This window comes from Roseateles sp. 22389 (genome assembly GCF_052044995.1).
Classification (GTDB): Bacteria; Pseudomonadota; Gammaproteobacteria; order Burkholderiales; family Burkholderiaceae_C; genus Roseateles.
Map to the genome: position 1 here is coordinate 426775 of NZ_JBQEOF010000001.1, position 24677 is coordinate 451451.

The following is a 24677-nucleotide window of genomic DNA, read 5'->3' on the forward strand; positions in this document are numbered from 1 at the left end:
CTTTCAGGTCGTCAGGGGATTCAGAGCTTGGCCGACTTCTGGAAGCGCTCCAGCAGTTCGTTGCCGCGCTTGACGGCGGCGTCCAGGCCTTCCTTGGGCTGCTTCCTGCCGGCCCAGACCTGCTCCATCTCCTCGTCGATGATGGTGCGGATCTGCGCGAAGTTGCCCAGCCGCACCCCGCGCGACTTGTCGGTCGTCTTGCGGATCATCTGCTGCACGGCCACGTCGGTGCCCGGGTTCTGCTTGTAGAAGCCGCTCTGCTCGGTGAGCTCGTAGGCGGCCTTGGTCACCGGCAGGTAGCCGGTGCGCTTGTGGCTCTCGGACGCGACCTCGGCCTTGGAGAGGTACTGGAAGAACGCGGCCACGCCCTTGTACTCGGCCGGCTTCTTGCCCGCCATCACCCACAGGCTGGCGCCGCCGATCACCGTGTTCTGCGGCGCGCCCGGCACGTCGGGGTAGTAGGGCAGCGGCGCGATGCCGGAGGCGAACTTGGCGTTCTTCTTGATGTTGGCGTACAGGCCCGAGGAGCCGGTCATCATCGCGCACTCGCCCGAATAGAAGGTCGCGTCGGCCGTGTTGCCGCGGCCCTTGTAGACGAACAGGCCCTGCTTGGCCATGTTGGCCAGGTTCTCGATGTGACGCACGTGCAGCGGCGAGTTGAACGCCAGCCGCGCGTCCAGGCCGCCGAAGCCGTTGTTCTTCGTCGCGTACTCGACGTTGTGCCAGGCGGAGAAGCTCTCCAGCTGCGTCCAGCTCACCCAGCTGGTGGTGAACGGGCACTTGTGGCCGGCGGCCTTGAGCTTGGCCGCGGCAATGGCGACCTCGGGCCAGGAGCTCGGCGGCTTGTTGGGGTCCAGGCCGGCGGCCTTGAACGCGTCCTTGTTGTAGTGGAAGACCGTGGTCGAGCTGTTGAAGGGGAAGCTCAGCATCTGGCCGTTGGGCGCGGTGTAGTAACCGGCGACGGCGGGGACGTAGGCGGCGTTGTCGAACTTGACGCCCGCCTGCTGCATGACCTGGCCCACCGGCACGATGGCACCCTTGCTGGCCATCATCGTGGCGGTGCCGACCTCGAAGACCTGCAGGATGTGCGGCGCGTTGCCGGCGCGGAAGGCGGCGATGGCGCCGGCCATCGATTCGTCGTAGCTGCCCTTGTAGGTCGGGACGATCCTGTAATCCTTCTGGCTGGCGTTGAAGTCCTTGGCCAGGTCGTTGACCCAGTCGCCGAGGGCGCCGCCCATCGAGTGCCACCACTGGATCTCGGTCTGGGCCGAGGCGGTGAAGGGGGTCATCAGCGCGATGGCCGCGACGGATGCGGCCAGCAGGGAAGTCTTGACGGGCTTCATGGGTCTCCGATGCTCGGGGAGGGTGGTTCTGCGGTCCCGGGGCGGACATCGTCGGGTGGACGAGCCACCGGGGGCCGGCGAGCTTATCGGCGCATTGTGACACTGGCGAACCATCCATCGCAGGGTGCGAAGCCAGGCTTCCCTAGAGTCCCTCGCCGGGGATGGCCCTCTGGCGCTGCGGTAGGATTCCGCCCATTGCCCGAACCGGGCCGGCCGCCGATCGCGGCCATCGCGAACGCCCCTTCCAACCCCGTGTCCAGCGGGCGCGGGGACCACAAGTCCGGGGCGGCGTCCGGCACCGGGCGTCATGCTTTCCCCCAGCCTGGCATCGGCCCCTGTCCCAGGGCGCCGGCCTGCCGCAACCCCGGTGCGCGAGCACCTGGCCGCCATGAACGCACCGCATCTGCTGATGCCCGCCGACCCCGCGATGGCCGGCGACGTGACCCCGACGCCCACGCCCGCCGCCCGGCTGCGCGAGATTCCGTACAACTACACGTCCTTCTCCGATCGCGAAATCGTCCTTCGCCTGCTCGGCGCCCGCGCCTGGGAGCTGCTGGACCAGTTGCGCGGCGAGCGCCAGACCGGCCGCTCCGCGCGCATGCTGTACGAGGTGCTGGGCGACATCTGGGTGGTGCAGCGCAACCCCTACCTGCAGGACGACCTGCTGGACAACCCCAAGCGGCGCGAGGCGCTGATCGGCGCGCTGCGCCATCGCCTGGGCGAGGTGCAGCGCCGCCGCCATCCCGAGGACGACGCCAAGCGCGACGCCTGGGTGGGCGAGCTGCTGACCGCGGCCGAAGCGGCGGTGGGCGCGTTCTCGCACCAGTTCGAGCAGGTCGCGGAGCTGCGCAAGCGCGCGGTCAAGGTCTTCGCGAAGACGACGGCGAAGGACAACATCAAGTTCGACGGCCTGTCGCGCGTCTCGCACGTGACCGACGCGACCGACTGGCGCGTCGAGTACCCCTTCGTCGTGCTGACGCCCGACACCGAGGCCGAGATGGCCGCGCTGGTGGCGGGCTGCTTCGAGCTCGGCCTGACGGTGATCCCGCGCGGCGGCGGCACCGGCTACACCGGCGGCGCGGTGCCGCTGGTCTGGAACAGCGCGGTGATCAACACCGAAAAGCTCGAGGCCATGCGCGGCGTCGAGATGAAGACGCTGCCGGGCCTGGACCGCGAGGTCCCGACCATCTGGACCGAGGCCGGCGTCGTCACGCAGCGCGTGTCCGACCTGGCCGAGCTGCACGGCTTCGTGTTCGCGGTCGACCCGACCTCGGCGGAGGCCTCGTGCATCGGCGGCAATATCGCGATGAACGCCGGCGGCAAGAAGGCCGTCCTGTGGGGCACGGCGCTGGACAACCTCGCGTCGTGGCGCATGGTCACGCCGGACGCGAAGTGGCTGGAGGTGGTGCGGGTCAACCACAACCTGGGCAAGATCCATGACGTCGAGGTCGCGAGCTTCGACCTCCACTACTACGACGCGACCGGCAAGACGCTGGAGCGCACCGAGCGCCTGGACATTCCCGGCCGCACCTTCCGCAAGGAAGGCCTGGGCAAGGACGTCACCGACAAGTTCCTGGCCGGCCTGCCCGGCATCCAGAAGGAAGGCTGCGACGGCCTGATCACCAGCGCGCGCTGGATCGTGCACCGCATGCCGGCGCACGTGCGCACGGTGTGCCTGGAGTTCTTCGGCAACCCGAAGGACTGCGTGCCCTCGATCGTCGACATCAAGGACTTCATGTTCGGCGAGATGAAGAAGCCGAACGGCGCGATCCTCGCGGGCCTGGAGCATCTGGACGACCGCTACCTGAAGGCGGTCGGCTACGCGACCAAGAGCAAGCGCGGCGGGCTGCCGAAGATGGTGCTGATCGGCGACATCGTCGGCGACGACGCCGATGAGGTCGCGCGCGCCACCAGCGAGGTGGTGCGGCTGGCCAATGGCCGCTCTGGCGAAGGCTTCGTCGCGGTCAGCGCCGACGCGCGCAAGAAGTTCTGGCTGGACCGCAAGCGCACGGCGGCGATCTCCAAGCACACCAACGCGTTCAAGGTGAACGAGGACGTGGTGATCCCGCTGCCCCGCATGGGCGAGTACACGCTGGGCATCGAGCGCATCAACATCGAGCTGTCGCTGCGCAACAAGCTGGCGCTGGTGGAGGCGCTGCGCGCCTTCTTCGCCGCCGGCAACCTGCCGCTGGGCAAGAGCGACGACGCCGGCGAGATCCCCAGCGCCGAGTTGCTCGAGGACCGCGTGCAGCAGGCGCTGGCGCTGCTGGACGAGGTCGGTGCGCAGTGGCGTACCTGGATGCAGGAGCTCGACGTCGAACGCGACGGCGAGCGCACCTACTTCGAGCAATTGCAGGACTACACGCTGCGCGCGAGCTGGAAGCGGCAGATCCTCAAGCCGCTGCAGGATGTGTTCGCGGGTGCCTCGTTCGCGCCGATCCTGGCCGAGTGCAAGCGCATCCACAAGGAGGTGCTGCGCGGCCGGGTGTGGGTGGCGCTGCACATGCATGCCGGCGACGGCAACGTGCACACCAACATCCCGGTGAACTCGGACAACTACGAGATGCTGCAGACCGCGCACGAGGCGGTGGCGCGGATCATGACGCTGGCGCGCTCGCTGGACGGCGTGATCTCGGGCGAGCACGGCATCGGCATCACCAAGCTGGAGTTCCTCAACGACGAGGAGCTGGCGGGCTTCGCCGGCTACAAGGCCAAGGTCGACCCGGAAGGGCGCTTCAACAAGGGCAAGCTGCTGCGGCCCGGCACCGGCGGCCACGGCAGCCAGCACACCTTTGCCGACCTGACCAATGCCTACACGCCTAGCTTCGGGCTGATGGGGCACGAGTCGCTGATCATGCAGCAGAGCGACATCGGCGCGATCAGCGAGTCCATCAAGGACTGCCTGCGCTGCGGCAAGTGCAAGCCGGTCTGCGCGACGCATGTGCCGCGCGCCAACCTGCTCTACAGCCCGCGCAACAAGATCCTGGCGACCTCGCTGCTGGTGGAGGCCTTCCTCTACGAGGAGCAGACGCGCCGCGGCGTGTCGATCAAGCATTGGGAGGAATTCGAGGACGTCGCGGACCACTGCACGGTGTGCCACAAGTGCGTGAATCCCTGCCCGGTGAAGATCGACTTCGGCGACGTCACGATGAACATGCGCAACCTGCTGCGCAAGATGGGCAAGAAGAGCTTCCGGCCCGGCAACGCGGCCGCGATGCTGATGCTCAACGCGACCAATCCGGAGACGATCAAGGTCGCGCGCGCGGCGATGGTCGGTGTCGGCTTCAAGGCGCAGCGCCTGGCCAACAGCCTGCTCAAGCGCGTCGCGCGCAAGCAGACCGGCGCGCCGCCGGCGACGGTCGGCACCGCGCCCGTCAAGGAGCAGGTGATCCACTTCATCAACAAGAAGCTGCCGGGCGGATTGCCGAAGAAGACGGCGCGCGCGCTGCTCGACATCGAGGACAAGAACTACGTCCCGATCATCCGCAACCCGCAGAAGGCCTCGGCGGACGCGGAGGCGGTCTTCTACTTCCCGGGCTGCGGGTCGGAGCGGCTGTTCAGCCAGGTGGGCCTGGCGACGCAGGCGATGCTCTGGCATGCGGGCGTGCAGACGGTGCTGCCGCCGGGCTACCTGTGCTGCGGTTATCCGCAGCGCGGGTCCGGGCAGTTCGACAAGGCCGAGAAGATCATCACCGACAACCGGGTGCTGTTCCATCGCGTGGCCAACACGCTGAACTACCTCGACATCAAGACGGTGGTGGTCAGCTGCGGCACCTGCTATGACCAGCTGCAGGGCTACAAGTTCGAAGAGATCTTCCCGGGCTGCCGCATCGTCGACATCCATGAATACCTGCTGGAGAAGGGCATCCAGCTCGATTCGAAGCAGGCGTATCTCTATCACGACCCCTGCCACTCGCCGATGAAGTTGCAGGAGCCGATGAAGACGGTGAAGGCGCTGGTCGGGCCGGAGGTGATGAAGAGCGAGCGCTGCTGCGGCGAGAGCGGCACGCTGGGCGTCACCCGGCCGGATGTGTCGACGCAGGTGCGCTTCCGCAAGGAAGAGGAACTGCGCAAGGCCGAGGCGCAGCTGCGCTCGGCGGGGAAGGTGGGGGCGCAGGAGAACCTGAAGATCCTCACCAGCTGTCCGTCGTGCCTGCAAGGCCTGAGCCGCTACGGCGGGGACCTGCAGAACGGGCTGCTCGAGGCGGACTACATCGTGGTCGAGATGGCCCGCAAGATCCTCGGCGAGAACTGGATGCCGGAGTACGTGGCCAAGGCCAACAACGGCGGGATCGAGCGCGTGCTCGTTTGAGGGTCTGCTGACTCAGTGAGTCTGCCGGCCCTCACCCCTCCCTCTCCCGCAAGCGGGAGAGGGGGTCACACCGGCGGCGCTCCTCTTGCCCCCTCTCCCACCTCGTGGGAGAGGGAGGGGTGAGGGCCAGCGGCGGCGTCATGGTGGCAGCAGCTTCGGGAGTTGCTCGTTCAGCACAGCGATCACGGCTTCGGGCCGTTGGTCGATGAAGAAGTGATCGCCCTCGATCTCGCGATGGATCGAGGGGCCGTCGAACTCCCGCCGCCAGGCGTCGATCGCGGGTCCGCGCAGGCAGGCGTCGCGGGTGCCGCCCAGCGTGATCAGCAGCGCGGGCAGCGGCGGCGCGGCGCGATGGCGATAGGTCTCGCCCAGCGCGATGTCGGCGCGCAGCACGGGCAGCATCAGCTCGACGAGTTCCGGTGAGTCGAAGAACCCGGCCGATGCGCCGCCGAGGCCGCGGATCGCCTCCAGCAACGCCGTCGCCGGCAGCGTGTGCAGCGAGGATTCGGCCAGCAACGAGGGCGCGTTCTTCGCGGAGGCGATGAACGCGAGCGGCGTCCGCTGGCGATCGTGCAAGCGGCGCGCCAGCTCGAAGGCCACCAGCGCGCCGTTGCTGTGCCCGAAGAGCGCGAACGGTCGGTCCAGCCACGGCGCCAGTTCCTCCGCCAGTTGCCCGGCCAGTGCAGCGGCATCGCTGAGCGGGGCTTCCGCGAAACGTCTGCCGCGTCCGGGCGGATCGATGCAGACCAGCTCGATGTCCGGGTGCAGGTGCTCCGGCCAACGACGGAACATCGCGGCGCTGCCGCCTGCATAAGGAAGGCAGAACAGGCGCATCCGCGACGGGGACGGCGAGGATGGCGGGGCGGGGAAGGGCGCGTTCATCGCGGCTCGCCCTCGGGGCGGGGAGGCGGTGCCCCGATGTCGCGGATCGCCGGCGGCAGGTCCGTCATCCAGGGGGCGAGCTGCTCGTAGGCATGGGCCAACTGAAGCACCGACAGGTCGTCGCGCGGCCGGCCGATGACCTGCACCCCCATGGGCAGGCCCCCGGGTCCGAACCCCACCGGCAGGCTGACCACCGGGCAACCCGACAGCGTGCCGGGGACCGCGACCTCCATCCAGCGGTGATAGCTGTCCATCGCGCGGTCCGCGATCCGGCGCGGCCAGGGCCACTCGGCCGGGAACGGAAACACCTGCGCGGCCGGCAGCGCGAGGAAGTCGTACTCGCCGAACAGCCCGAGGATCCGCTCGTACCACGCCGAGCGATCGCGCGCCGCGCGCTGGACCTGCGCTACCGTCAGCGCGCGGCCCTGCTCGATTTCCCATTGCAGCTCGGGCTTCATCTGTCGGCGCGACGAGGCGTCGTCATAGCGCTGGCTGACCGGATCGCCGCCGATGCTGAACTGCCGCAACACCACGAAGGCCCGCCAGAGCCGCTCCCCATCGATCCCGCCGTCGACGTCCTCCATCGTCAGGCCGGCGGCTCCCAGCCGCTCGAGGGCGCCGCGGCACAACGCGAGGATGCCGTCCTCGAACGGCAGGTGGCCTCCCCAGTCGCCGAGCCAGCCGATGCGCGCGCCGCGGAAGTCGCGCGCCAGCCGATCACCCCAGTCCGGCACCGCGCCCTCCAGCGACAGCGGCGCCCGGGCGTCATGGCCGCCCAGGACCGAGAGCAGCAGGGCGAGGTCGTCCGCGCTGCGCGCCATCGGCCCGGCCGTCACCAGTTGCTTGAAGAAGAGGTCCTCGCCCGGCACATGGGGCACGCGCCCCTGGGAGGGCCGCAAGCCCAGCACGTGGTTGAACGCCGCGGGATTGCGCAACGATCCCGCCAGGTCGCTGCCGTCGGCCAGCGGCAGCAGGCGCAGGGCGACCGCGACGGCGGCGCCGCCGCTGGAACCGCCGGCGCTGCGCTCGGGGTCCCAGGCGTTGCGGGTCGGTCCGAAGACCGGGTTGTAGGTGTGCGAGCCCAGTCCGAACTCCGGCACGTTGGTCTTGCCGATGAAGATCCCGCCCGCCGCGCGCAACCGCGCCGCGACGAGCGCGTCCTCACGCGGCACGTTCTGCGCGAACAGCGGGGAACCGAAGGTCGAGCGCAGGCCGCGCACCGGCACGGTGTCCTTGATCGCCAGCGGCAGCCCATGCAGGGCACCCAGCGTGTCGCCGCGCGCCACGGCCGCATCGGCGGCATCGGCCTGGGCCAGCGCCGCATCGGTCTCGACCCGCGACACGATGGCGTTGAAGCGCGGGTTCAGCGCGTCGATGCGGTCGAGGAAGGCCCGCACCACCTCCCGGGACGACAACTCGCGGTGCCGGATCAGGGTGGCGAGCCTGCGGGCGGGCAACAGGCACAGCGGTCTCTCGGACGAGGGCATGCGGCATCCTTTCAGCTCAGCAAGCCGAGCAGCGCGGCGCGCGCGACGGCGCCGGTGCGGGTGGCCGCCCGCAGCTTGACCATCGCGCGCTTCAAGTGGAAGTTCACTGTGTTCACCGAGAGGTGCAGGATCTCCGCCGCCTCGCTCGAGGTCTTGCCATCGGCCAGCCAGCGCAGGATCTCGGTCTCGCGTGGGGTCAGCGGCGTGTCCGGCCCCATGTTCAGCTGCGGGGCCACCAGCTTCGAGAAGGCCTGATCGGCGGCATGGGCCAGCCAGCGCATGCGCGGTTCGTTGGCGTTGAGCTCGGCCTGGCTGAGCGCGATGCGCTGGCGCGACAGCGACAGCATGCCGGCGCGCCCGTGCAGGTCGAAGCAGGACTGCGCCCAGCCGACCCGCAGCCCATGCGACTGGGCCTCGTCCCAGAAATCCGGGGCCTGCGCGAAGACCGCGTCGCTCCAGACCAGCGAGGACTGGCTGCGGCGGCCGTGGGCCACCGTCGGATCGACGCCCAGGTAACCGCGCCGCACATAGAGCTCGCGCCATTCGTCGGGATAGTTGCTGATCAGGAAGACCTTGGGACTGGTCAGCGGCAGCGGGTAGCTCAGCCCATAGGCGCAATGGTCGAAGCCCAGCTCCCGCGCGGACGCCAGCACGAGTTCGAACACCTCTTCGGCGCTGGACGCCCGTTTCAAGGCCTCCCCCAGTATCTGCGACCATTCGTCCACGGTTTACTCCCTGACCGCTGTGCTGGCTATTTTTTGCCAAGCCTCGGTAATGAATGTAAACCTGCCTGCAATCTCCCCTTGTTCCGGCCAGTTTCTTTTGTGTCAAGCGCGTCTTGCTTGCGACAGTGCTAGACGCCTGTTCACGTTCAAATACTCACCGGAATCATCACTGAAATTCTCTATATAAATGCAACCAAGTGATAACCAGGCCGCTGGTGGCAGCGTTTCCGGCGATGGCTGGCTGCGTCTGCCGGAGGCGCAGGTGCGCGCGCTGGAGATCCGGCACCTGATGACGGGCATGGACCCGGATCCGGACCCGGACCCGTCGCGAAGCACCCGCCGCTGCGGCACGTCCGTGCCCGTGACCGGATACACCGAGTGGGTCGGGCGGTGTCATCCGCAGCTCTCCATCGGCTGGGACTGGCGGCTGGAGACGCTGCCGTCGGGTCTCCGGGGCGTTCGCTTCGTGCGGGTCGGCGCACCGCGCAGCAACCTCCTGGTCAGCGAGGGCGGGATCGACCTCGACTGCGCCAGAAACCTGGTGCTGCTCGCCGCGGCGATCGACCGCATCGATTGGCAGTCGGCGGTCTGTCGTGCGATTTTCAATTTCCATTCCTGCCCGGACTACCAGAATTGGTAGTTCTGGAATTCATGTAATCGCGCTGAAACTCCGCTTCGTGGACGGCGCACGGGAGCGGGAAATTGGAGATTATCGCAGGGCGGTTCGATACCTTTTCTCCAGGCGTGCTCGATGAGCTTGCCGAGTATCGATATAAGGTCTTCGTCGAGAAACTTGGCTGGAAGCTGCCAGTTTCGCAGGGCAGGGAACTCGACCAGTTCGACCGGGAAGACACGATCTACCTGCTCGTGCGCGGAGGCGCCGGTGAAGTCGTGGGCACGGCCCGGCTGCTGCCGACCGTGCGTCCCTATCTGCTGGGCGAGGTGTTTCCGCACCTGTTTCCCGGCGAGCCCCCCTGCGATCCGCGGGTCTGGGAGCTGTCCCGGTTTGCCGCGAGTGGGGAGGCGTCGAACGCCACCGGCCCACTGTCCCAGTTCGCGTCCGCGAAGGTGGCCGCGCTGCTGCGCGCGGCGCTCCGGTTCGCGGCCGGGCACGGCGTGCAACGGCTGATCACGGTGTCTCCGCTGGGCGTCGAGCGCCTGTTGCGCCGTTACGGGTTTCCGGCCCACCGCGCGGGACCGCCCGCGATCGTCGATGGCCAGCCGATCTTCGCGTGCTGGATCGACACCGGTGCCGACAGCGCCCCGGTGCCTGACACCGCGCCTGTCGCGGACCCTGCATGAACGTCCCTGAATCTTCCCGATCGAGGAGCGAGTCGATGTCTCTCACAAGCGAAGCGGTGCCGGCCTGGGTGGCGCGGGGCAATGACCGGTTGACCGGCGATTCCTTGAACGCGCTGCTGTCCAACGAGATCCCGTTCATCCGCGTGCCCGAGTTCGGCGACGTCGGCGAGTGCGAGTTGCTGCTCGCCGCGGCCGCGCGCCGGGGCTTCGGCGCGTATCGCAATGTCGAGCCGCGCATCGACCGCATCGGCAACACGGTGTTCGAGTTCAACGACCTGTCCCGGGCCGAATACTTCGAGCGCAACCGGGAGCTGATCGTGGCGCAGGCCCAGATCTTCGCGGCCTCCTTCAACCCCTTGCATCGGCTCCTCGCGCTGCTGTGGTCGCGGGCGGGCCGGCGTGCCGAACTGGCTCGCAACGACCGCGGCGAGCCGTACTACGCCGGCCTGATCCGCCGCATCGAAGCGGGGACCCAGGTCCATGTGGACTTCGCGCCCGGCGAGCAGCCGGGCTGGGAGGTGGGTCGCGTCACGCATCAGCTGTCGTGGAACCTGTACCTGCGCGCGCCGCTCGGCCAGGGGGGCCGGACGCACATCTTCCATCGCCAGTGGGATCCCAGCTGCAATGTCTACAAGAGCGGCAGCTACGGCTACGACCCGCTGGTCGTCGAGGGCGTCGCCAGCGCGTCGTTCCAGCCCCGGCCCGGCGAACTCGTCCTGTTCAACACCCGCAACTTCCATTTCGTCGAACCGTCGGAGGGCGACCGGGTCACCGTCACCTCCGCGATCGGCCGGCTGCCCGACGGCGGTCTGATCCTGTGGTCATGAGCGGGGCGCTCGCATGATCCAGGCCGCTGTGATGCACGGCGCCGGCGAGCCCGTGCGCATCGAGGAGTTTCCCGAGCCGGTGGCGGGACCGGGCGAGATCGTGCTGTCGACGATCTATTCGGAGGTGTGCGGCACCGACGTCCACCTGAAGCACGGACGCCTGGCCGGCGTGCCGTATCCCATCATCCCGGGCCACTTCTCGGTCGGCACGGTGGCCCAGGTGAATGGTGAGATCGTCGACATCAACGGGCACCGGCTGGCCGAAGGCGATACCGTGACCTTCCTGGACGTGCACGGCTCCTGCCATCGCTGCTGGCAATGCCTGGTGGCCCGGTCGACGACGAAGTGTCCGGACCGACGCGTCTACGGCGTGTCGCATTCGACGGCGGAGGGGCTGCTGGGCGGGTGGTCGCAGAAGATCCTGCTCAAGGCCGACGTGCATGCGATCCGCCTGCCCGCGGACATCTCGCCGCTGCGCTTCATCGCTGGGGGCTGCGCGCTGCCGACGGCGCTGCACGCGATCGAGCGGGCGCAGCTCCGCATCGGCGACCGGGTCGTCGTGCAGGGGGCGGGGCCCGTCGGACTGTCGGCGGCCATCCTGGCGCGCGAAGCGGGCGCGGACCAGGTCGTCATCCTCGACCGGTCTCCGGCGCGGCTGCTCACCGCCGCGACCTTCGGGCTGGACACGGTGCTCGTGGACGAACCGCACGCCGGCGCGCATGTCCAGGCGGCGCTCGATGTGATCGGGGGGCGCGGCGCGGACGTGGTGATCGAAGCCACCGGCGTGCCGCGGGCCGTGAGCGAAGGCACGGCCATGTGCCGCGACGGCGGCTGCTACGTCATCGTCGGCCACTACACCGACACGGGCGAGGTGACCCTGAACCCGCATCGCGACATCAACCGCAAGCACCTGGAGATCCGCGGCACCTGGGGCATCGACTTCCGGCACTTCCACGCGATGCTCGGCGTGCTGCGGCCGCGGTCCGGCCGGGACATTCCGTGGGAGGCGCTGGTCGGGACCGTCTACGGCCTCCACGACATCGAGCGCGCGCTGGACGACGTCGCCCAGGCGCGGATCGTCAAGGCGGTCATCGCTCCGAACCGGCACCGCTCGCCGGAGCAGGGGCCGGAGGCTCGACATGACTGGTGAACCGGAGCTGGCGCTGATCGGCGGCGCAGGCGCCATGGGCGGCGCCCTGGTGCGAGGCTGGATCGGTGCCGGCGCCGTGCCCGCCGACCGCATCGCCCTCACGGCGCGTGATCCCGGCCGCGTGTCGGCGCGGGCGGCGGCGCTGGGCGTCCGCGCGGCCGCGACGAACCTTGCGGCGGCGGCTTCCGCGCGCATCGTCGTGCTGTGCGTCAAGCCGGGTCAGTGGCGCGACGTGGCGGCGGAGCTCCAGGGCCGCTTGCCCGCCACCGCGGTGCTTGTCAGCATCGTCGCGGGCGTGTCGATCGCGTCCCTCCAGGAGGCCTTCGGCCATCCGGCGGTCGTGCGCTGCATCCCCAACCTGGCCTGCCGCGTCTCACAAGGCGTGGTGCCGTGGGTGGCGAGCCAGGCGGTGGCCGTCGCCTGGCGGCGCGAGATCGAGCGCCTGCTCGGCGCGCTCGGCACCGCCGTCCCCGTGGGGGACGAACGCGACCTGGACCTCGCGACGCCGGTGAGCAGCGCCGGGCCGGCCCTGGTCTTCCTGTTCATGGAGGCCTTGATCGACGCCGCGGTCCACGCCGGCCTGTCCCGCGGGGACGCCGAACGGATGGTCATCGCCACCGTGCGCGGCAGCGCGCAACTGGCCGAGGGCGCAGGCGAATCGCTGCAGGCGCTGCGTGCGCAGGTCACCAGCCCGGCCGGAGTGACCGCGGAGTGCATCGCGGCCCTCGAGCAGCGGGGCTTCCGGTCGGCCCTGGACGGCGCCGTCGCCGCCGGCTTGCGCCGGACGCTGGCGATGGCCGGCCCGTCCTCGGTGGCTCACCCCTTTCCCACTTCCTCATTGGAGATCGCATGAGCAACCCTTTCGACGATGTCGACGCCACTTTCCTGGTGCTGACGAACGACGAACGCCAGCATTCGCTGTGGCCCGACTTCCTCGCCGTGCCGGCGGGATGGCGCACCGTGCACGGGCCGTCGACGAAGGCGGACTGCCTGGGGTTCGTGGAGGACCACTGGCTCGACATGCAGCCCGCCAGCCTCGATGAGGTCTGCCTGAGCGGCGACACGGATCGCGATCGCGTCCATTGATGGACACCCGGGCGCCGCTGGTCGCGGCGCCCCGCCTTTCCCTCCCGGACCGGAGTCGAGCCATGACGTCGTCGCATCCCCCCGACTGGCCCTTGTCACTCGCGCAACTGGGCCTCTGGTTCGAGCGCCAGTTACAGCCCGACGAGCCGTCGCACAGCATCGGGGAGGTCGTCGAGATCCGTGGCGCCATCGACCCCGCGGTCTTGCTGCGATGCCTGGAACGGGTCGCGCGGGAAAGCGACGCGCTGCACACCCGCTTCATCGACGGCGAGTCCGAGCCGAGACAGCGCATCGAGTCGTCCCCCGCGGCGCGCGCGGCGGTCACCGCCGCCGCGATCGATTTCGTCGACCTCAGCGCCGACCCCGATCCGCGCGGGGCCATGCGCGACCTGGTCCGCCGGCGCATGGACCAGCCGCTGTCGCCGCTGGACCCGGTGCTGTTCTCCTTCTGCCTGATTCAACTCGCCAGCGATCGATTCGCCTGGCACCAGCGCTATCACCACATCGTCGTCGACGTGTTCGGCTACTCGCTGATCGCACGCCGTGTGGCGGAGCTCTATGCCGACCTGTCGCAGGGCCGCGAGGGGTCGGCGCCGTGGTTCGCGCCGCCCACCCGGCTGCTCGAGATCGAGGCGGCCTACCTGGCGTCGGAGGCGTTCGCCGCGGATCAGGCGTTCTGGCAGAGCTACCTGGCGCAGTTGCCCGCGCCGACGCGATTCGGCGGCGGTCCCGGCAACGTTCCCGGAAGCGGTCCGGGCGATCGGCCCGCCGGCACGTCGACACGGCCCCTCCGCAGCACCGGCCGCATCGAGCGCCCGGTCGCGCAGGCGCTCGCGGCCTTGTCGCGCGACGCGGGCACCTCGCTGGCGCGCGGGCTCGTCGCCGCCGTGGCGCTCTGCCTCTTCCGCGTCACGGGAGCCCGCGAGCTGTCGATGGCGCTGCCCATGTCGGGCCGCACCTCGAAGACCTTGACCATCCCCTGCGCGATGTCCAACACGCTGCCGATGCACCTCTCGGTGCGGCCGGACATGACGATGACCGAGCTCATCCGGCACGTGGACGAGGCGATCAAGGCGATCGCGCCGCATCAGCGCTATCCGGCGTCCCGCCTCTACCTGGACGCGAAGCGCCTGCGCGGCTACGGCAGCGACTTCGGCCCGGTCGTGAACGTGATCCCGTTCAAGGAGGGCGTGCGCTTCGGGGAGTTCCCGTCCCGGGCCTTCAACACCTCGGCGCGATCGGCGCCGGACCTGTCCTTCGCGTTCTTCGTCGACAGCGAGGAGGGCATCGATCTGCACTGCACCGCGAATCCGGAACGCTATTCGGCGCAGGAGCTGGCGACGCACCAGCGCCGGCTGCTGCATGTCATCGCCTCGATCGCCGGCCAGGCGCGGACGCCGGCGGCATCGCCGCCGCCGATCGGGCGGCTGGACATCCTGGAAGAAGCGGAACGCCGCCGCCTGCTGGTGGACGGGAACGGCCCGAGGCCCTTGCCGGTCGAGGCGACGCTGCCGGCGCTCTTCGAGCAGCAGGCGGCGCGCACGCCCGATGCCGTGGCCGTGTCGTTCGAGGGCGCGTCCCTGCGCTACGGCGAGTTGAACCAGCGGGCCAACCGGCTGGCCCATCGCCTGATCGCCATGGGCATCGGGCCCGGCAGCATCGTCGCGCTGGCCGTGCCGAGATCGCCGGCCTTGATCGAAGGCCTGCTCGCGATCCTGAAGGCCGGGGCCGCGTATCTGCCGCTGGACCTCGACTACCCGCCGGAGCGGCTGCGCTTCATGCTGACGGATGCGGCGCCGGCCTGCATCGTGCGGATGTCCGCGGGCGGTCCGGCGCTCGCGGCGAGCGGCACGCCGGCCGTCTGCCTCGATGACCCCGGCCTCGTCGAGGCGCTCCTCGCCTCGCCCTCGACGAATCCCGTCGACGCCGATCGGACGCGACCGCTGCGGCCGCGGGATCCCGCCTACGTGCTCTACACCTCGGGCTCGACCGGGCGCCCCAAGGGCGTGGCCGGCACCTGCCTGGCGCTGCTCAACCGCTTGCGGTGGGACGTGCGGGAGGCCGGCGGCGACACCGTCTATGCCCAGCGGACCACGCCGAACTTCATCGACTTCCTGTGGGAAGTGCTGAGCCCGCTCTTCGCCGGACAGCGCCTGGTGATCGTTCCTCCGGCCGTGGGTCGCGACATCGATGGCCTCATCGACCTGCTGGCCGCGGAGCGGGTCACCCGGATCGTCCTCGTGCCGTCGCTGCTGCAGGCGCTGCTGGACAGCGGCGAAGCGCTCGCGCGCCGTCTGCCCGCGCTGCGGTACTGGTCCTGCGGTGGCGAGGCCTTGCCGCCCGCGTTGGCGCGGCGGTTCCGCGAGGCCCTGCCCGATGCGCTGCTGCTGAATCTTTATGGGACCTCCGAGTTCTGGGACGCCGCGGGCTGGATCAACGAGGCGCTCGCCGACACCGGTGGCCCCAGCGTCCCGATCGGCCGTCCTCTGCCGGGCGTCCAGGTGTACGTGCTGGACGGCTGGCTGCAGCCGGTGCCCGCGGGCGGCGTCGGCGAGCTGTACGTGGCCGGCGCGGGACTCGCGCGCGGCTACCTGCACCGTCCCGGGCTCACGGCCGAGCGTTTCGTGGCGAATCCGTTCGGCGCGCCGGGCGAGCGGATGTACCGCACCGGCGACCTGGCGCGCTGGCGCCTCGATGCCGAGGGCGTGCTCGACTACCTGGGCCGGGCGGATCACCAGGTGAAGGTCCGGGGCTTCAGGATCGAGCCCGGGGAGATCGAGGCGGCGCTCGCGGGGCACCCGGCGGTGAAGCAGGCCGCCGTGCTCGCGCGGGAGGATGCCGCCTCGGGCCGCCGCCTGGTGGCCTACCTGGTGCCGGACCCGGCCGGACTGCCCGAGCGCGAGCGCGGCCCGGCGTTCAGCCTCTTCTACTTCGCCGATGCCAGCCAGGACCCGGACGGCGAGCTCTACCGGCTGTACCTCGAAGGCGCCCGGTTCGCGGACCAGCATGGCTTCTCGGCGGTGTGGACGCCGGAGCGGCACTTCACGAAGGTCGCCGCGGCGTTTCCCAATCCCTCGGTGCTGAGCGCGGCGCTGGCCATGATCACCCGGCGAGTGCAGCTGCGCGCCGGCAGCGTGGTGCTGCCCCTGCACCATCCGGTGCGGGTGGCGGAGGAGTGGTCCGTGGTGGATCACCTGTCGCGCGGGCGGGTCGGCATCGCCTTCGCCTCGGGCTGGGTGCCGGAGGATTTCATCTTCGCGCCCGACCGCTACGCCGACCGGTTCCAGGTCATGCTGGACGGCGTGGCGCAGGTGCGCGAGCTCTGGCGCGGCGGCGCGCTGCCCGCGCGCAACGGCGCCGGGCACGAGACGCAGGTCCGGTTGCAGCCCCGGCCCCTCCAGGCCGAACTGCCCACCTGGATCACCGCGACCCGCAGCCCCGCGACCTTCGAGGAAGCGGGCCGCATCGGCGCCAACGTCCTCACCGCGCTGCTGAGCCAGACGGTGCCGGAGTTGACGCAGAACATCCGCCGCTATCGCGAGGCGCTGCGCGCCCATGGACATGACCCGGCGGCGCACACGGTGACCGTGATGCTGCACACGCTGGTCGGCCCGGACGACGAGACCGCGCGCCAGTGGGCCCACGAGCCCATGGTCGAGTACTTCCGCTCGCACACGGCGCTGCGGGAGAGCGTCTCGCGAGAGCTCGCGGGGGAGATGCCGAATCGCACGTTCGGCGAAGTCGACGCCGAATCCTTGATCGCGGCGGCGGTCGGGCGCTACTTCGGCGCGTCGTCGCTGATCGGCGGCCCCGAGCGCTGTCTGGCGCTGGTGCGCCGCCTGGAGGAGGCCGGGGTGGACGAGTTCGCCTGTCTCGTCGATTTCGGCGTGGCGACGGACCGGGTGCTGGAGGGCCTCGTGCATCTGGAGACCGTCATGCGGCGCGCCCGCCAGGCGCCGCCGCCGGAAGACGCCGCCCTGCGGGCGTGGCTGGGGGCGCGGCTGCCGGATCACCTGGTGCCCGCGCAGATCGTCTGGCTGGACGCGCTGCCGTTGACGCCCAACGGCAAGCTCGATCGGCAGGCGCTGCCGGCACCTCCCATGACGGCCCGCGTCCGCCGCGCGCCCTCGACACCCGCGGAGGAGCAGCTGGCGCGGCTCTTCGCGGAGGTGCTCGGACTGCCCGAGGTCGGCGTCGACGACAGCTTCTTCGACCTCGGCGGCCACTCCCTGCTCGGGATGAAGCTGATCAACCGACTGCGGACCGCGATGGGCGTGGAGATCGGCGTCCATGCGCTGTTCGAGGCGTCCACCGTGGCCCAACTGGCCGGCAGGCTCGCGACGGCGCCGAAGGCGCGCACGGCCCTGCGTTCCGTGCGCCGGAGCCACCAGGTGCCGCCGGCGTCCGTCGACTACGACAACCGCCTCTGAGCGCAAGCGGCAACGATGAACTTTCCAGCCCCGGTCCCCTTGTCGTTCGCGCAGCAGCGGCTCTGGTTCCTGCATCAGATCGACGGTCCCTCGCCGACCTACAACGTGCCCATCGCGGTGCGGCTCACGGGGCGGATGGACGACGCGGCGCTGGCGGAGGCGCTCGCCGATGTCGCGCAGCGGCACGAGAGCCTGCGCACGGTCTTCTCGCAGGCCGGCGCGATCGCCGCGCAGCGCGTGCTGGCGCCGGAGGCGGCGCGTCCCGTGCTGACGGTGGCCCGGGTCGGCGAAGCCACGCTCGCGCGCGAGGTCGAGGCGGCCTGCGGCTACCGCTTCAGGCTGGACCGGGAGATGCCGTTCCGCGCCTGGCTGTTCCACCTCGGCGGGGAGTCGCACCTGCTCCTGCTGCTGTGCCATCACATCGCCTGCGATGGCGCGTCCTGGGCGCCGCTGGCGCGCGACCTGTCCCGCGCCTACGAGGCGCGCTGCCACGGCCGGGCGCCCGCCTGGCCCGCGCTGGCGGTGCAGTACGCCGATTACACGCTCTGGCAACGCGAGCTGCTCGGGACCGAGGACGATCCCGGCAGCGTCATGTCCGCGCAGATCACACACTGGCGGCGCGCGCTCGCCGGCCTGCCCGAGGCGCTGGCGCTGCCCCTGGACCGGCCGCGGCCGGCGGTGTCGAGCCAGCGCGGCGGCAGCGTCGACTTCGAGCTCGGCGCGCCGCTGCACCAGGCGCTGCTGGCGCGGGCCAGGACCGGCCGGGCCAGCCTGTTCATGGTGCTGCAGGCGGCGCTGGCCGCGCTGCTGACGCGGCTGGGGGCCGGCACCGACATCCCGCTGGGCACGCCGGTCGGTGGACGCAACGACGAGGCGCTGGACGAGCTCGTGGGCTTCTTCGTCAACACGCTGGTGCTGCGCACGGACACCTCGGGCAACCCGACGTTCGAGACGCTGCTGGCGCGGGTGCGCGAGACCGACCTCGCGGCCTACGCGTGCCAGGACCTGCCCTTCGAACGCCTGGTGGAGGCGATCAATCCGGCGCGCTCGCTCGGCCGGCATCCGCTCTTCCAGGTGGCGCTGGTGCTGCAGAACAATGTGCGCGCGCGGTTCACGCTCCCCGGGCTCGAGGTGGAGGGCGTCGAGTCGCTGGAGTCGATGGCGGCGGGCTTCGACCTGTCGGTGACGATGACGGAACAGCTGGCCGCGGGCGGCGCGCCACGAGGGCTGTCCGGTCGCATCGGATTCGCCGCGGACCTGTTCGATACGGCCACGGTCGAGCAGCTGGCGCAGCGATACCGGCGGGTGCTCGAGGCGGTCGCGGCGGACGCCGGCACGCGCATCGGGGACATCGACATCCTGCTGCCCGGCGAGCGCGAGCGCCTCCTGCATCACTGGAACGACACCGCACATGGGCTGCCAGGCGGCACGCTGCCGGCGCTCTTCGAGCGGCAGGCGGCCCGCGTGCCGGGCGCCACGGCGGTTGTGTTCCAGGGCACGGCGCTCACGTACGCGGAGTTGAACGCCCGCGCCAACCGACTGGCGCATCACCTCATCGCGCGGGGGGCGGGGCCCGAGCGTTTCGTCGCCCTGGCGCTGCCGCGTTCGCACGAGCAGGTGGTCGCTCTGCTGGCCATCCTCAAGGCCGGCGCGGCCTATGTGCCGCTCGACATCGAGCATCCACCGCAGCGGCTGGCAGTGATGCTGCGCGACGCGGGCGCGCTGTGCGTGATCAGCGATGGCGCCACACGGGCCCGCCTGCCCGAGGAGACACCCGCCGTGCTGATCGACGCGGCCGATGTCGCCGCGGCGCTGGCCCGGCAGCCGTCCACCGATCCCACGGACGCGGAGCGGCGGCGGCCACTCTCGCCGCATCACCCGGTGTATGCGATCTACACCTCCGGATCGTCGGGCGCGCCGAAGGGCGTGGTCATGCCTGGCTCCGCGTGGGTGAACCTGGTGTCCTGGCACGCGCGCCATGACGGCGAGGAGGAGGTTCCGCGCGCCACGGTGGCGCAGTTCACGTCACTGGGGTTCGACGTGTCGGCGCAGGAGATCCTGTCGGCGCTGTGCTCGGGCCGGACGCTGGCGATCCCGCCGCAGGACATCCGCGGCCATGCGCCCGATTTCCTGGCCTGGTGCCAGGGCCACGGCGTGACCGAGCTGTTCATTCCGAACATCGTGCTGAACCTGCTCTGCGAAGCGGAAGCGGAGGACACGGAGGCAGCGGAGGCCGCGGACGTCCCGCTGGACGCCGCGCTGCAGGTCTGCCAGGCCGGAGAGGCCTTGCGCCCGGGCCCGGTGGTGGTCCGGTCGTTCGCCCGCTTTCCGCGGCGGCGCCTGCACAACCACTACGGGCCAACCGAGACGCATCTGGCGACCGCGCATGAGTTGCCGGCGGCGGTCGAGGCCTGGCCGGCGACGCCGCCCATCGGCCGGCCGATCTGGAACGTCCAGGTGTACGTGCTGGACGAGCGCCTGCATCCCGTGCCGCCGGGCGTGCCCGGTGAGGTCTACATCGCGGGCGCGGGGCTGGCCCGCGGCTACCTCGGCCGGCCGGGCCTGAGCGCCGAGCGCTTCGTCGCCAATCCCTTCGGCGCGCCGGGCGGCCGGATGTACCGCACCGGCGACCTCGCGCGCTGGCGTCCGGACGGCGTGCTGGACCATCTCGGGCGCGCCGACCGGCAGGTCAAGATCCGCGGCATCCGCGTCGAGCCCGGCGAGATCGAGGCGGCGCTGCTGCGCCAGCCGGGCGTGGCCGCGGCCGCGGTCGTGGCGCGCGAGGACCTCCCCGGGGAAGCCCGGCTGGTCGCCTACGTGGTCGCGTGGCGCGCGTCGCCGCCAGGCTCCCGCACCCGGGATGCCGGTCCCCGCGGCGTCGGCGAGCTCGATGCCGCGGGGCTGCGCCGGACGCTGGCGGAGCAACTGCCCGAGCCGCTGGTCCCGGCGGCGATCGTCGAGCTGCAGGCGCTGCCCCTCACGCTCAACGGCAAGCTCGACCTTCAGGCCTTGCCGGCGCCGGAGTTCACGGTGTCCGCGGCTCGTCCGCCCCGCACGCCGCGCGAGTCGGCGCTGGTCGAGCTCTTCGCGGAAGCCCTGAATCTGCCGCGCGTGGGCGTCGGCGACAACTTCTTCGACCTCGGCGGCCATTCGCTGCTGGCGGCTCGGCTGGTCGGCCGCATTCGCGCCGCGCTCGGCATCGACCTGCCCCTGCGCACGCTGTTCGAGAGTCCCACCGTCGAGCAACTGAGCCGGCGCATCGGGCCCGTCGCGCGGCTCGGGGAGGAGCCGTCCTCATGCGGATGACGGATCTGTTCTCGCTGGCGGGCCGGACCGCGCTGATCACGGGCGGCTCGCGCGGCCTCGGCCGGATGATCGCGCAGGGCTATCTGATGCAGGGCGCGCGCGTCTGCCTCTCATCGCGGGATGCCGCGGCCTGCGAGCGGGCGGTCCAGGCGCTGGCGCCGTTCGGCGAGGTCTTCGCCCTCCCGGCCGACGTATCCACGGTGGATGGCGCGCGCGCGCTGGCCAAGGCCTATGCGCAGCGCGAGCGCGGTCTGGACATCCTCGTCAACAACGCCGGTGCGGCCTGGGGCGCCGCCTATGACGAGTTCCCGGAGACCGGCTGGGACCGGGTGATGGACCTGAACCTCAAGGCGCCGTTCTTCCTCACCCAGGCCATGACGCCGCTGCTGCGCAAGGCCGCGGCCAACGGGCATCCCAAGGTGATCAACATCGCTTCGGTGGACGGCATTTCCGTCAGCCCGCGCGAGACCTATTCCTACGCGGCCAGCAAGGCGGGCCTGATCCAGTTGACCCGCCTGATGGCGCTGCGCCTGGCGCCGGAGGGCATCGTCGTCAATGCCATCGCGCCGGGCGCCTTCGCCACCGACCTCAACCGGTCGGCCCGGGACCATGGCGAGGAGGTCGCGGCCTTCATCCCGCTGGGCCGCATCGGCGGCATCGAGGACATCGCGGGCGCCGCCGTGTACCTCGCTTCGCGCGCCGGCGATTACGTCGTGGGCTCGACCCTCATCGTCGACGGTGGGGTGACGCATGCGCGCTGAGCTTTTCCCATGCCGGTGGAGGACCACTGGCGATTCCCGGCTTCAGGCGGGCAGGAGGTGCCGCCGGAGCCATTTCATCGACGACAAGCGCAAAGGCAACAAGAAATGACTGACAACCAGACACCGGCCCGCAGAACGGCCCTGAAGTACGCGGGCGCGCTGGGCGCGGCGGGCGCATTGAGCGTGGCCTCGACGGCACAGGCCCGCAACACCGCCTTCCTGAACGGCAAGCCCTTGTGTCTCGATGCCGAGAGCCTGGTCCTGCCTCACACCCCGACGACCGCCGAGGACCAACTGGTCCAGTTTTCGCAGCGCACGCTGACGAACGACCTGGCGACCATCATGGCGGGATACAGCCCGTGGGACACCAGCGAAGTGTTCCTCTTCACGAATCCGGACGGCACGCTGAGGCTGCGGACGACGGCCAGCCTGCCCGAGGCGCAGCAGCGGTGGACGGACTATCTGGGCCGCGCGCGCTACCCCGGTGGCGAGCGCCGCAATTCCGAGAACGTGGGCCGGTGGTTCGACCTGATCGACTCGCAGTATTTCCAGATCGACACGGCCACGGGCGTGGAGTCGACCACCCGGGCGGCCTTCCTGTTCTACGCCTGGCCCGACGGCGTGATCGGCCAGATCTACTGGCCGCAGCCGCCATGGACGCCGGCCTTCGAGGTGACCCGGCCGCGCGCCCTGCTCCGGGCGCTGGTGGCCTACGAGAACGCCTGGCTCGCGGGCGACGTCGACGCGCGCCTGGCCCTGATCGAGGACCAGACGACCTGCAGCGTCGTGCGCATCGCCAGCGTGAACAGCAACCGCCGGAGCCGCTTCACCGCCATGACCAAGGCCGACCTGCGGGCCGGCTGGCTGTCCGGCGCCTGCGGTCGGGTGATCGAGCTCGAGCGCCTGTACCAGGTGGTCTCCACCTTCTACGTCAGCGCGGCGTACCGGCTGGTGGTCGAGGTCGCGGGCCGCCGCGTCGTGCGCGAAACCGCCGTGATGTTCCCGCTGGGCCCCAACGGGAAGTTCGTCGGCGAATTGAGCTACTCGCTCGAATCCTGATCGCGGCGCGCCGCGGCTCAGACCCGGAACTGGCCCACCTGCTCCACCAGCCGGTGGGCCTGCTCCCGCAGGCTCTCGGCGGCGGCCGTGCTCTCCTCGACCAGCGCGGCGTTCTGCTGCGTGCCCTGGTCCAGCTGCGCCACGGCGCCGTTGATGCGCGTCACGCCCTGCGACTGCTCGCGGGCCGCGGTGGAGATCTCGCCAATGATGTCGGTCACGCGCTTGACGCTGGCCACGATGTCCCGCATCGCCTCGCCCGTGTCGCCCACCAGCTTGGCGCCGGACTCGACCCGCTCGCCGCTGGCCGTGATCAGCGCCTTGATCTGCTTGGCGGCCTCCGCGCTGCGCTGCGCCAGCTGACGCACCTCCGCGGCCACGACCGCGAAACCGCGGCCCTGCTCGCCGGCCCGCGCCGCCTCGACGGCCGCATTCAACGCCAGGATGTTGGTCTGGAACGCGATCGAGTCGATCGTGCCGATGATGTCGCCGATCTGGCGGCTGGCCGTGCTGATCTCGTCCATCGTGGTCACCACCTGCGCGACCACATTGCCACCGCGCTGGGCCGCGCGGTCGGACTCGCCGACCAGCTGATGCGCCTGCGCGGCCGACGCCGCCGTCTGGCTCATGGAGCTGGCGAGCTCCTCGAGCGCCGACGCGGTTTCCTGCAGGTGGCTGGCCGACTGCTCGGTCCGCGAGGACAGGTCGCGGCTGCCGGCGGCGACTTCGGCGGAAGCCGTGCCGATGGAGTCGCTGGCCTGGCGCACCTCGTTGATCGTGCGCGACAGCTGCAGCCGCATGCGCTCGACACCCGCGGCGAGCGCGCCGAGGTCATCCTGCTGGCGCACGAGGACCGGCCGCGTCAGGTCGCCATTGGCGACCGCGCCGACGGCCTCGTTCAGGTCGGCCAGCGGCTGGCCCACCCAGCGACCCAGCATCCAGGTCACGCCCAGGCCCAGCAGCAGCACCGTCGCCAGCATCAGGCCCCACAGCACCCACAGCGTGGTGTTGTGCGCCGCCAGCGCCTGCGCGCGCGAGGCCTCGGCGATCACCCACCAGCCGGTGGCCTGCGACTTGCGCGCCACCGCGAACGCGTCCTGGTAGCTGTCGCCGTAGACCGCCTGGACCTCCTCCAGCACGCCGTCGGCGTCCTCGGTCACCGTCTTGACGTAGCGCTCGGCCTGGTCGGCCGGCATCAGCTCCGACAGCTTCTTGCCCTGGGCGCGCGGATGCGCGCGCAGCAGCGCGTCGGCCGGCGTCTTGCCCGGATCGAGCAGGTACATCCCGCCGCTGCCGTAGAGCTTGACCGCGTCGGTCATCTTGACGAGCTCCTGCTGCAGCCCGCGCATGTCGAAGCCGATGTACAGGATGCCGACGACCTTGCCGCCCGCGTCCTTGATCGGCGAGTAGCGCGTCATGTAGGGCACCTTGAACAGCGTCGCCGGCCCGACATAGGTCTCGCCGGCCGCGAGCTTGGCGTAGGCTGCGCCGGCGCGGTCCAGCGTCGTGCCGACCGCGCGCGAGCCGTCTTCCTTCTTCACCGAGGTGGTGACGCGGATGAAGTCGTCCGTGCCCTTGCGCGCGAAGATCGTCGCGTTGCCGCCGGTCAGACGCGTGAAGCGGTCCACTGCGTCGAAGTTGCCGTTGAGCTTCTGGCCGTTGAAGGCCAGCTCGCCGTCGCCTTCCAGCGTGAAGGCGCCACCGGCGAAGTCACCCGCCAGCACGTCGTACAGCCGGTTGGCCGAGTCGCGCGCGGTGCGGTCCAGCGCGTCGGCGATGCGGGCGACGGACGAGGCCTCGGCCGACATGTAGTCCAGCGTGCGCTGCTGCGCCTGGTTGGTCAGCACCCAGGACAGGGCGCCGCAGATGACGATCAGCAGCGCCGCGATCGCGACGCTCGACCAGATGGAAACGCGACGGGCCACCGTCGCGCGAACGGCGTTGTTGTTGTTCATGACAGGACGGCCGCGTCGCCGCGGGCGGGAGTGAGGGGAGGTCTCCTGGCGCGTC

At 70.6% G+C, this 24677-nt stretch carries 16 protein-coding genes; 11 read left to right on the top strand and 5 right to left on the bottom strand.

The window, feature by feature from the left end; all coding sequences use genetic code 11:
• Positions 1 to 20 precede the first annotated feature (20 nt).
• Positions 21 to 1343: a sn-glycerol-3-phosphate ABC transporter substrate-binding protein UgpB gene (ugpB, locus tag ACTJKJ_RS01910; RefSeq protein ID WP_440819422.1), complete on the bottom strand. Its 1323-nt coding sequence runs from the start codon at positions 1341 to 1343 to the stop codon at positions 21 to 23.
• Between the two features lie 409 nt (positions 1344 to 1752).
• On the opposite strand from ugpB, the gene ACTJKJ_RS01915 reads away from it, so the two are divergent.
• Positions 1753 to 5655, top strand: a complete 3903-nt coding sequence (locus tag ACTJKJ_RS01915; protein ID WP_440819560.1) for a DUF3683 domain-containing protein — start codon at positions 1753 to 1755, stop codon at positions 5653 to 5655.
• Positions 5656 to 5793: 138 nt separating this feature from the next.
• On the opposite strand, the gene ACTJKJ_RS01920 is transcribed toward ACTJKJ_RS01915, so the two are convergent.
• The 3 genes from ACTJKJ_RS01920 to ACTJKJ_RS01930 are packed head-to-tail and all read right to left on the bottom strand — an operon-like array spanning position 5794 to position 8749.
• On the bottom strand, positions 5794 to 6537 hold the full coding sequence (locus ACTJKJ_RS01920; RefSeq protein WP_440819423.1) for a thioesterase II family protein: 744 nt from the start codon (positions 6535 to 6537) through the stop codon (positions 5794 to 5796).
• Positions 6534 to 8024 (bottom strand): amidase, encoded by a 1491-nt coding sequence (locus ACTJKJ_RS01925; protein WP_440819424.1) that lies wholly within the window; start codon positions 8022 to 8024, stop codon positions 6534 to 6536. The genes ACTJKJ_RS01920 and ACTJKJ_RS01925 overlap by 4 nt, the downstream gene beginning before the upstream one ends.
• Before the next feature lie 11 nt (positions 8025 to 8035).
• Complete coding sequence (locus ACTJKJ_RS01930) at positions 8036 to 8749, bottom strand: autoinducer binding domain-containing protein (RefSeq protein ID WP_297383026.1); 714 nt, start codon at positions 8747 to 8749, stop codon at positions 8036 to 8038.
• Between the two features lie 187 nt (positions 8750 to 8936).
• Here ACTJKJ_RS01930 and ACTJKJ_RS01935 point away from each other — a divergent pair, with 187 nt between their 5' ends.
• The 10 genes from ACTJKJ_RS01935 to ACTJKJ_RS01980 all read left to right on the top strand — a co-directional run bounded on the left by ACTJKJ_RS01935 (position 8937) and on the right by ACTJKJ_RS01980 (position 22670).
• A complete protein-coding gene (locus ACTJKJ_RS01935) occupies positions 8937 to 9389 on the top strand; it encodes a DUF4902 domain-containing protein (RefSeq protein ID WP_297383025.1) in 453 nt (150 codons plus the stop codon).
• Between the two features lie 62 nt (positions 9390 to 9451).
• Positions 9452 to 10051, top strand: coding sequence for an acyl-homoserine-lactone synthase (locus ACTJKJ_RS01940; protein WP_297383024.1), 600 nt, complete (start codon positions 9452 to 9454; stop codon positions 10049 to 10051).
• 35 nt (positions 10052 to 10086) lie between these two features.
• A complete protein-coding gene (locus ACTJKJ_RS01945) occupies positions 10087 to 10878 on the top strand; it encodes a 2OG-Fe(II)-dependent halogenase WelO5 family protein (protein WP_440819425.1) in 792 nt (263 codons plus the stop codon).
• 13 nt (positions 10879 to 10891) lie between these two features.
• Entirely contained in the window at positions 10892 to 12028 is a 1137-nt protein-coding gene (locus tag ACTJKJ_RS01950) for a zinc-binding dehydrogenase (RefSeq protein ID WP_440819426.1), read from the top strand.
• On the top strand, positions 12018 to 12881 hold the full coding sequence (gene proC, locus ACTJKJ_RS01955) for a pyrroline-5-carboxylate reductase (protein ID WP_440819427.1): 864 nt from the start codon (positions 12018 to 12020) through the stop codon (positions 12879 to 12881). The genes ACTJKJ_RS01950 and proC overlap by 11 nt, the downstream gene beginning before the upstream one ends.
• On the top strand, positions 12878 to 13114 hold the full coding sequence (locus ACTJKJ_RS01960; RefSeq protein WP_297383020.1) for an MbtH family protein: 237 nt from the start codon (positions 12878 to 12880) through the stop codon (positions 13112 to 13114). The genes proC and ACTJKJ_RS01960 overlap by 4 nt, the downstream gene beginning before the upstream one ends.
• A gap of 62 nt (positions 13115 to 13176) precedes the next feature.
• The gene (locus ACTJKJ_RS01965) at positions 13177 to 17544 is read left to right on the top strand and encodes a MupA/Atu3671 family FMN-dependent luciferase-like monooxygenase (protein ID WP_440819428.1); all 4368 of its coding nucleotides are present in this window, start codon (positions 13177 to 13179) and stop codon (positions 17542 to 17544) included.
• 15 nt (positions 17545 to 17559) lie between these two features.
• A complete protein-coding gene (locus tag ACTJKJ_RS01970; RefSeq protein WP_440819429.1) occupies positions 17560 to 20850 on the top strand; it encodes a non-ribosomal peptide synthetase in 3291 nt (1096 codons plus the stop codon).
• Positions 20841 to 21611, top strand: coding sequence for an SDR family oxidoreductase (locus tag ACTJKJ_RS01975; protein ID WP_440819430.1), 771 nt, complete (start codon positions 20841 to 20843; stop codon positions 21609 to 21611). Before ACTJKJ_RS01970 ends, ACTJKJ_RS01975 begins: the two co-directional genes overlap by 10 nt.
• A 105-nt stretch (positions 21612 to 21716) precedes the next feature.
• Positions 21717 to 22670: a hypothetical protein gene (locus tag ACTJKJ_RS01980; RefSeq protein ID WP_297383016.1), complete on the top strand. Its 954-nt coding sequence runs from the start codon at positions 21717 to 21719 to the stop codon at positions 22668 to 22670.
• A gap of 17 nt (positions 22671 to 22687) precedes the next feature.
• Here the strand turns inward: ACTJKJ_RS01980 and ACTJKJ_RS01985 are convergent, their stop codons facing one another.
• Positions 22688 to 24622 (bottom strand): Cache 3/Cache 2 fusion domain-containing protein, encoded by a 1935-nt coding sequence (locus ACTJKJ_RS01985; protein ID WP_440819431.1) that lies wholly within the window; start codon positions 24620 to 24622, stop codon positions 22688 to 22690.
• Between the last annotated feature and the right edge of the window lie 55 nt (positions 24623 to 24677).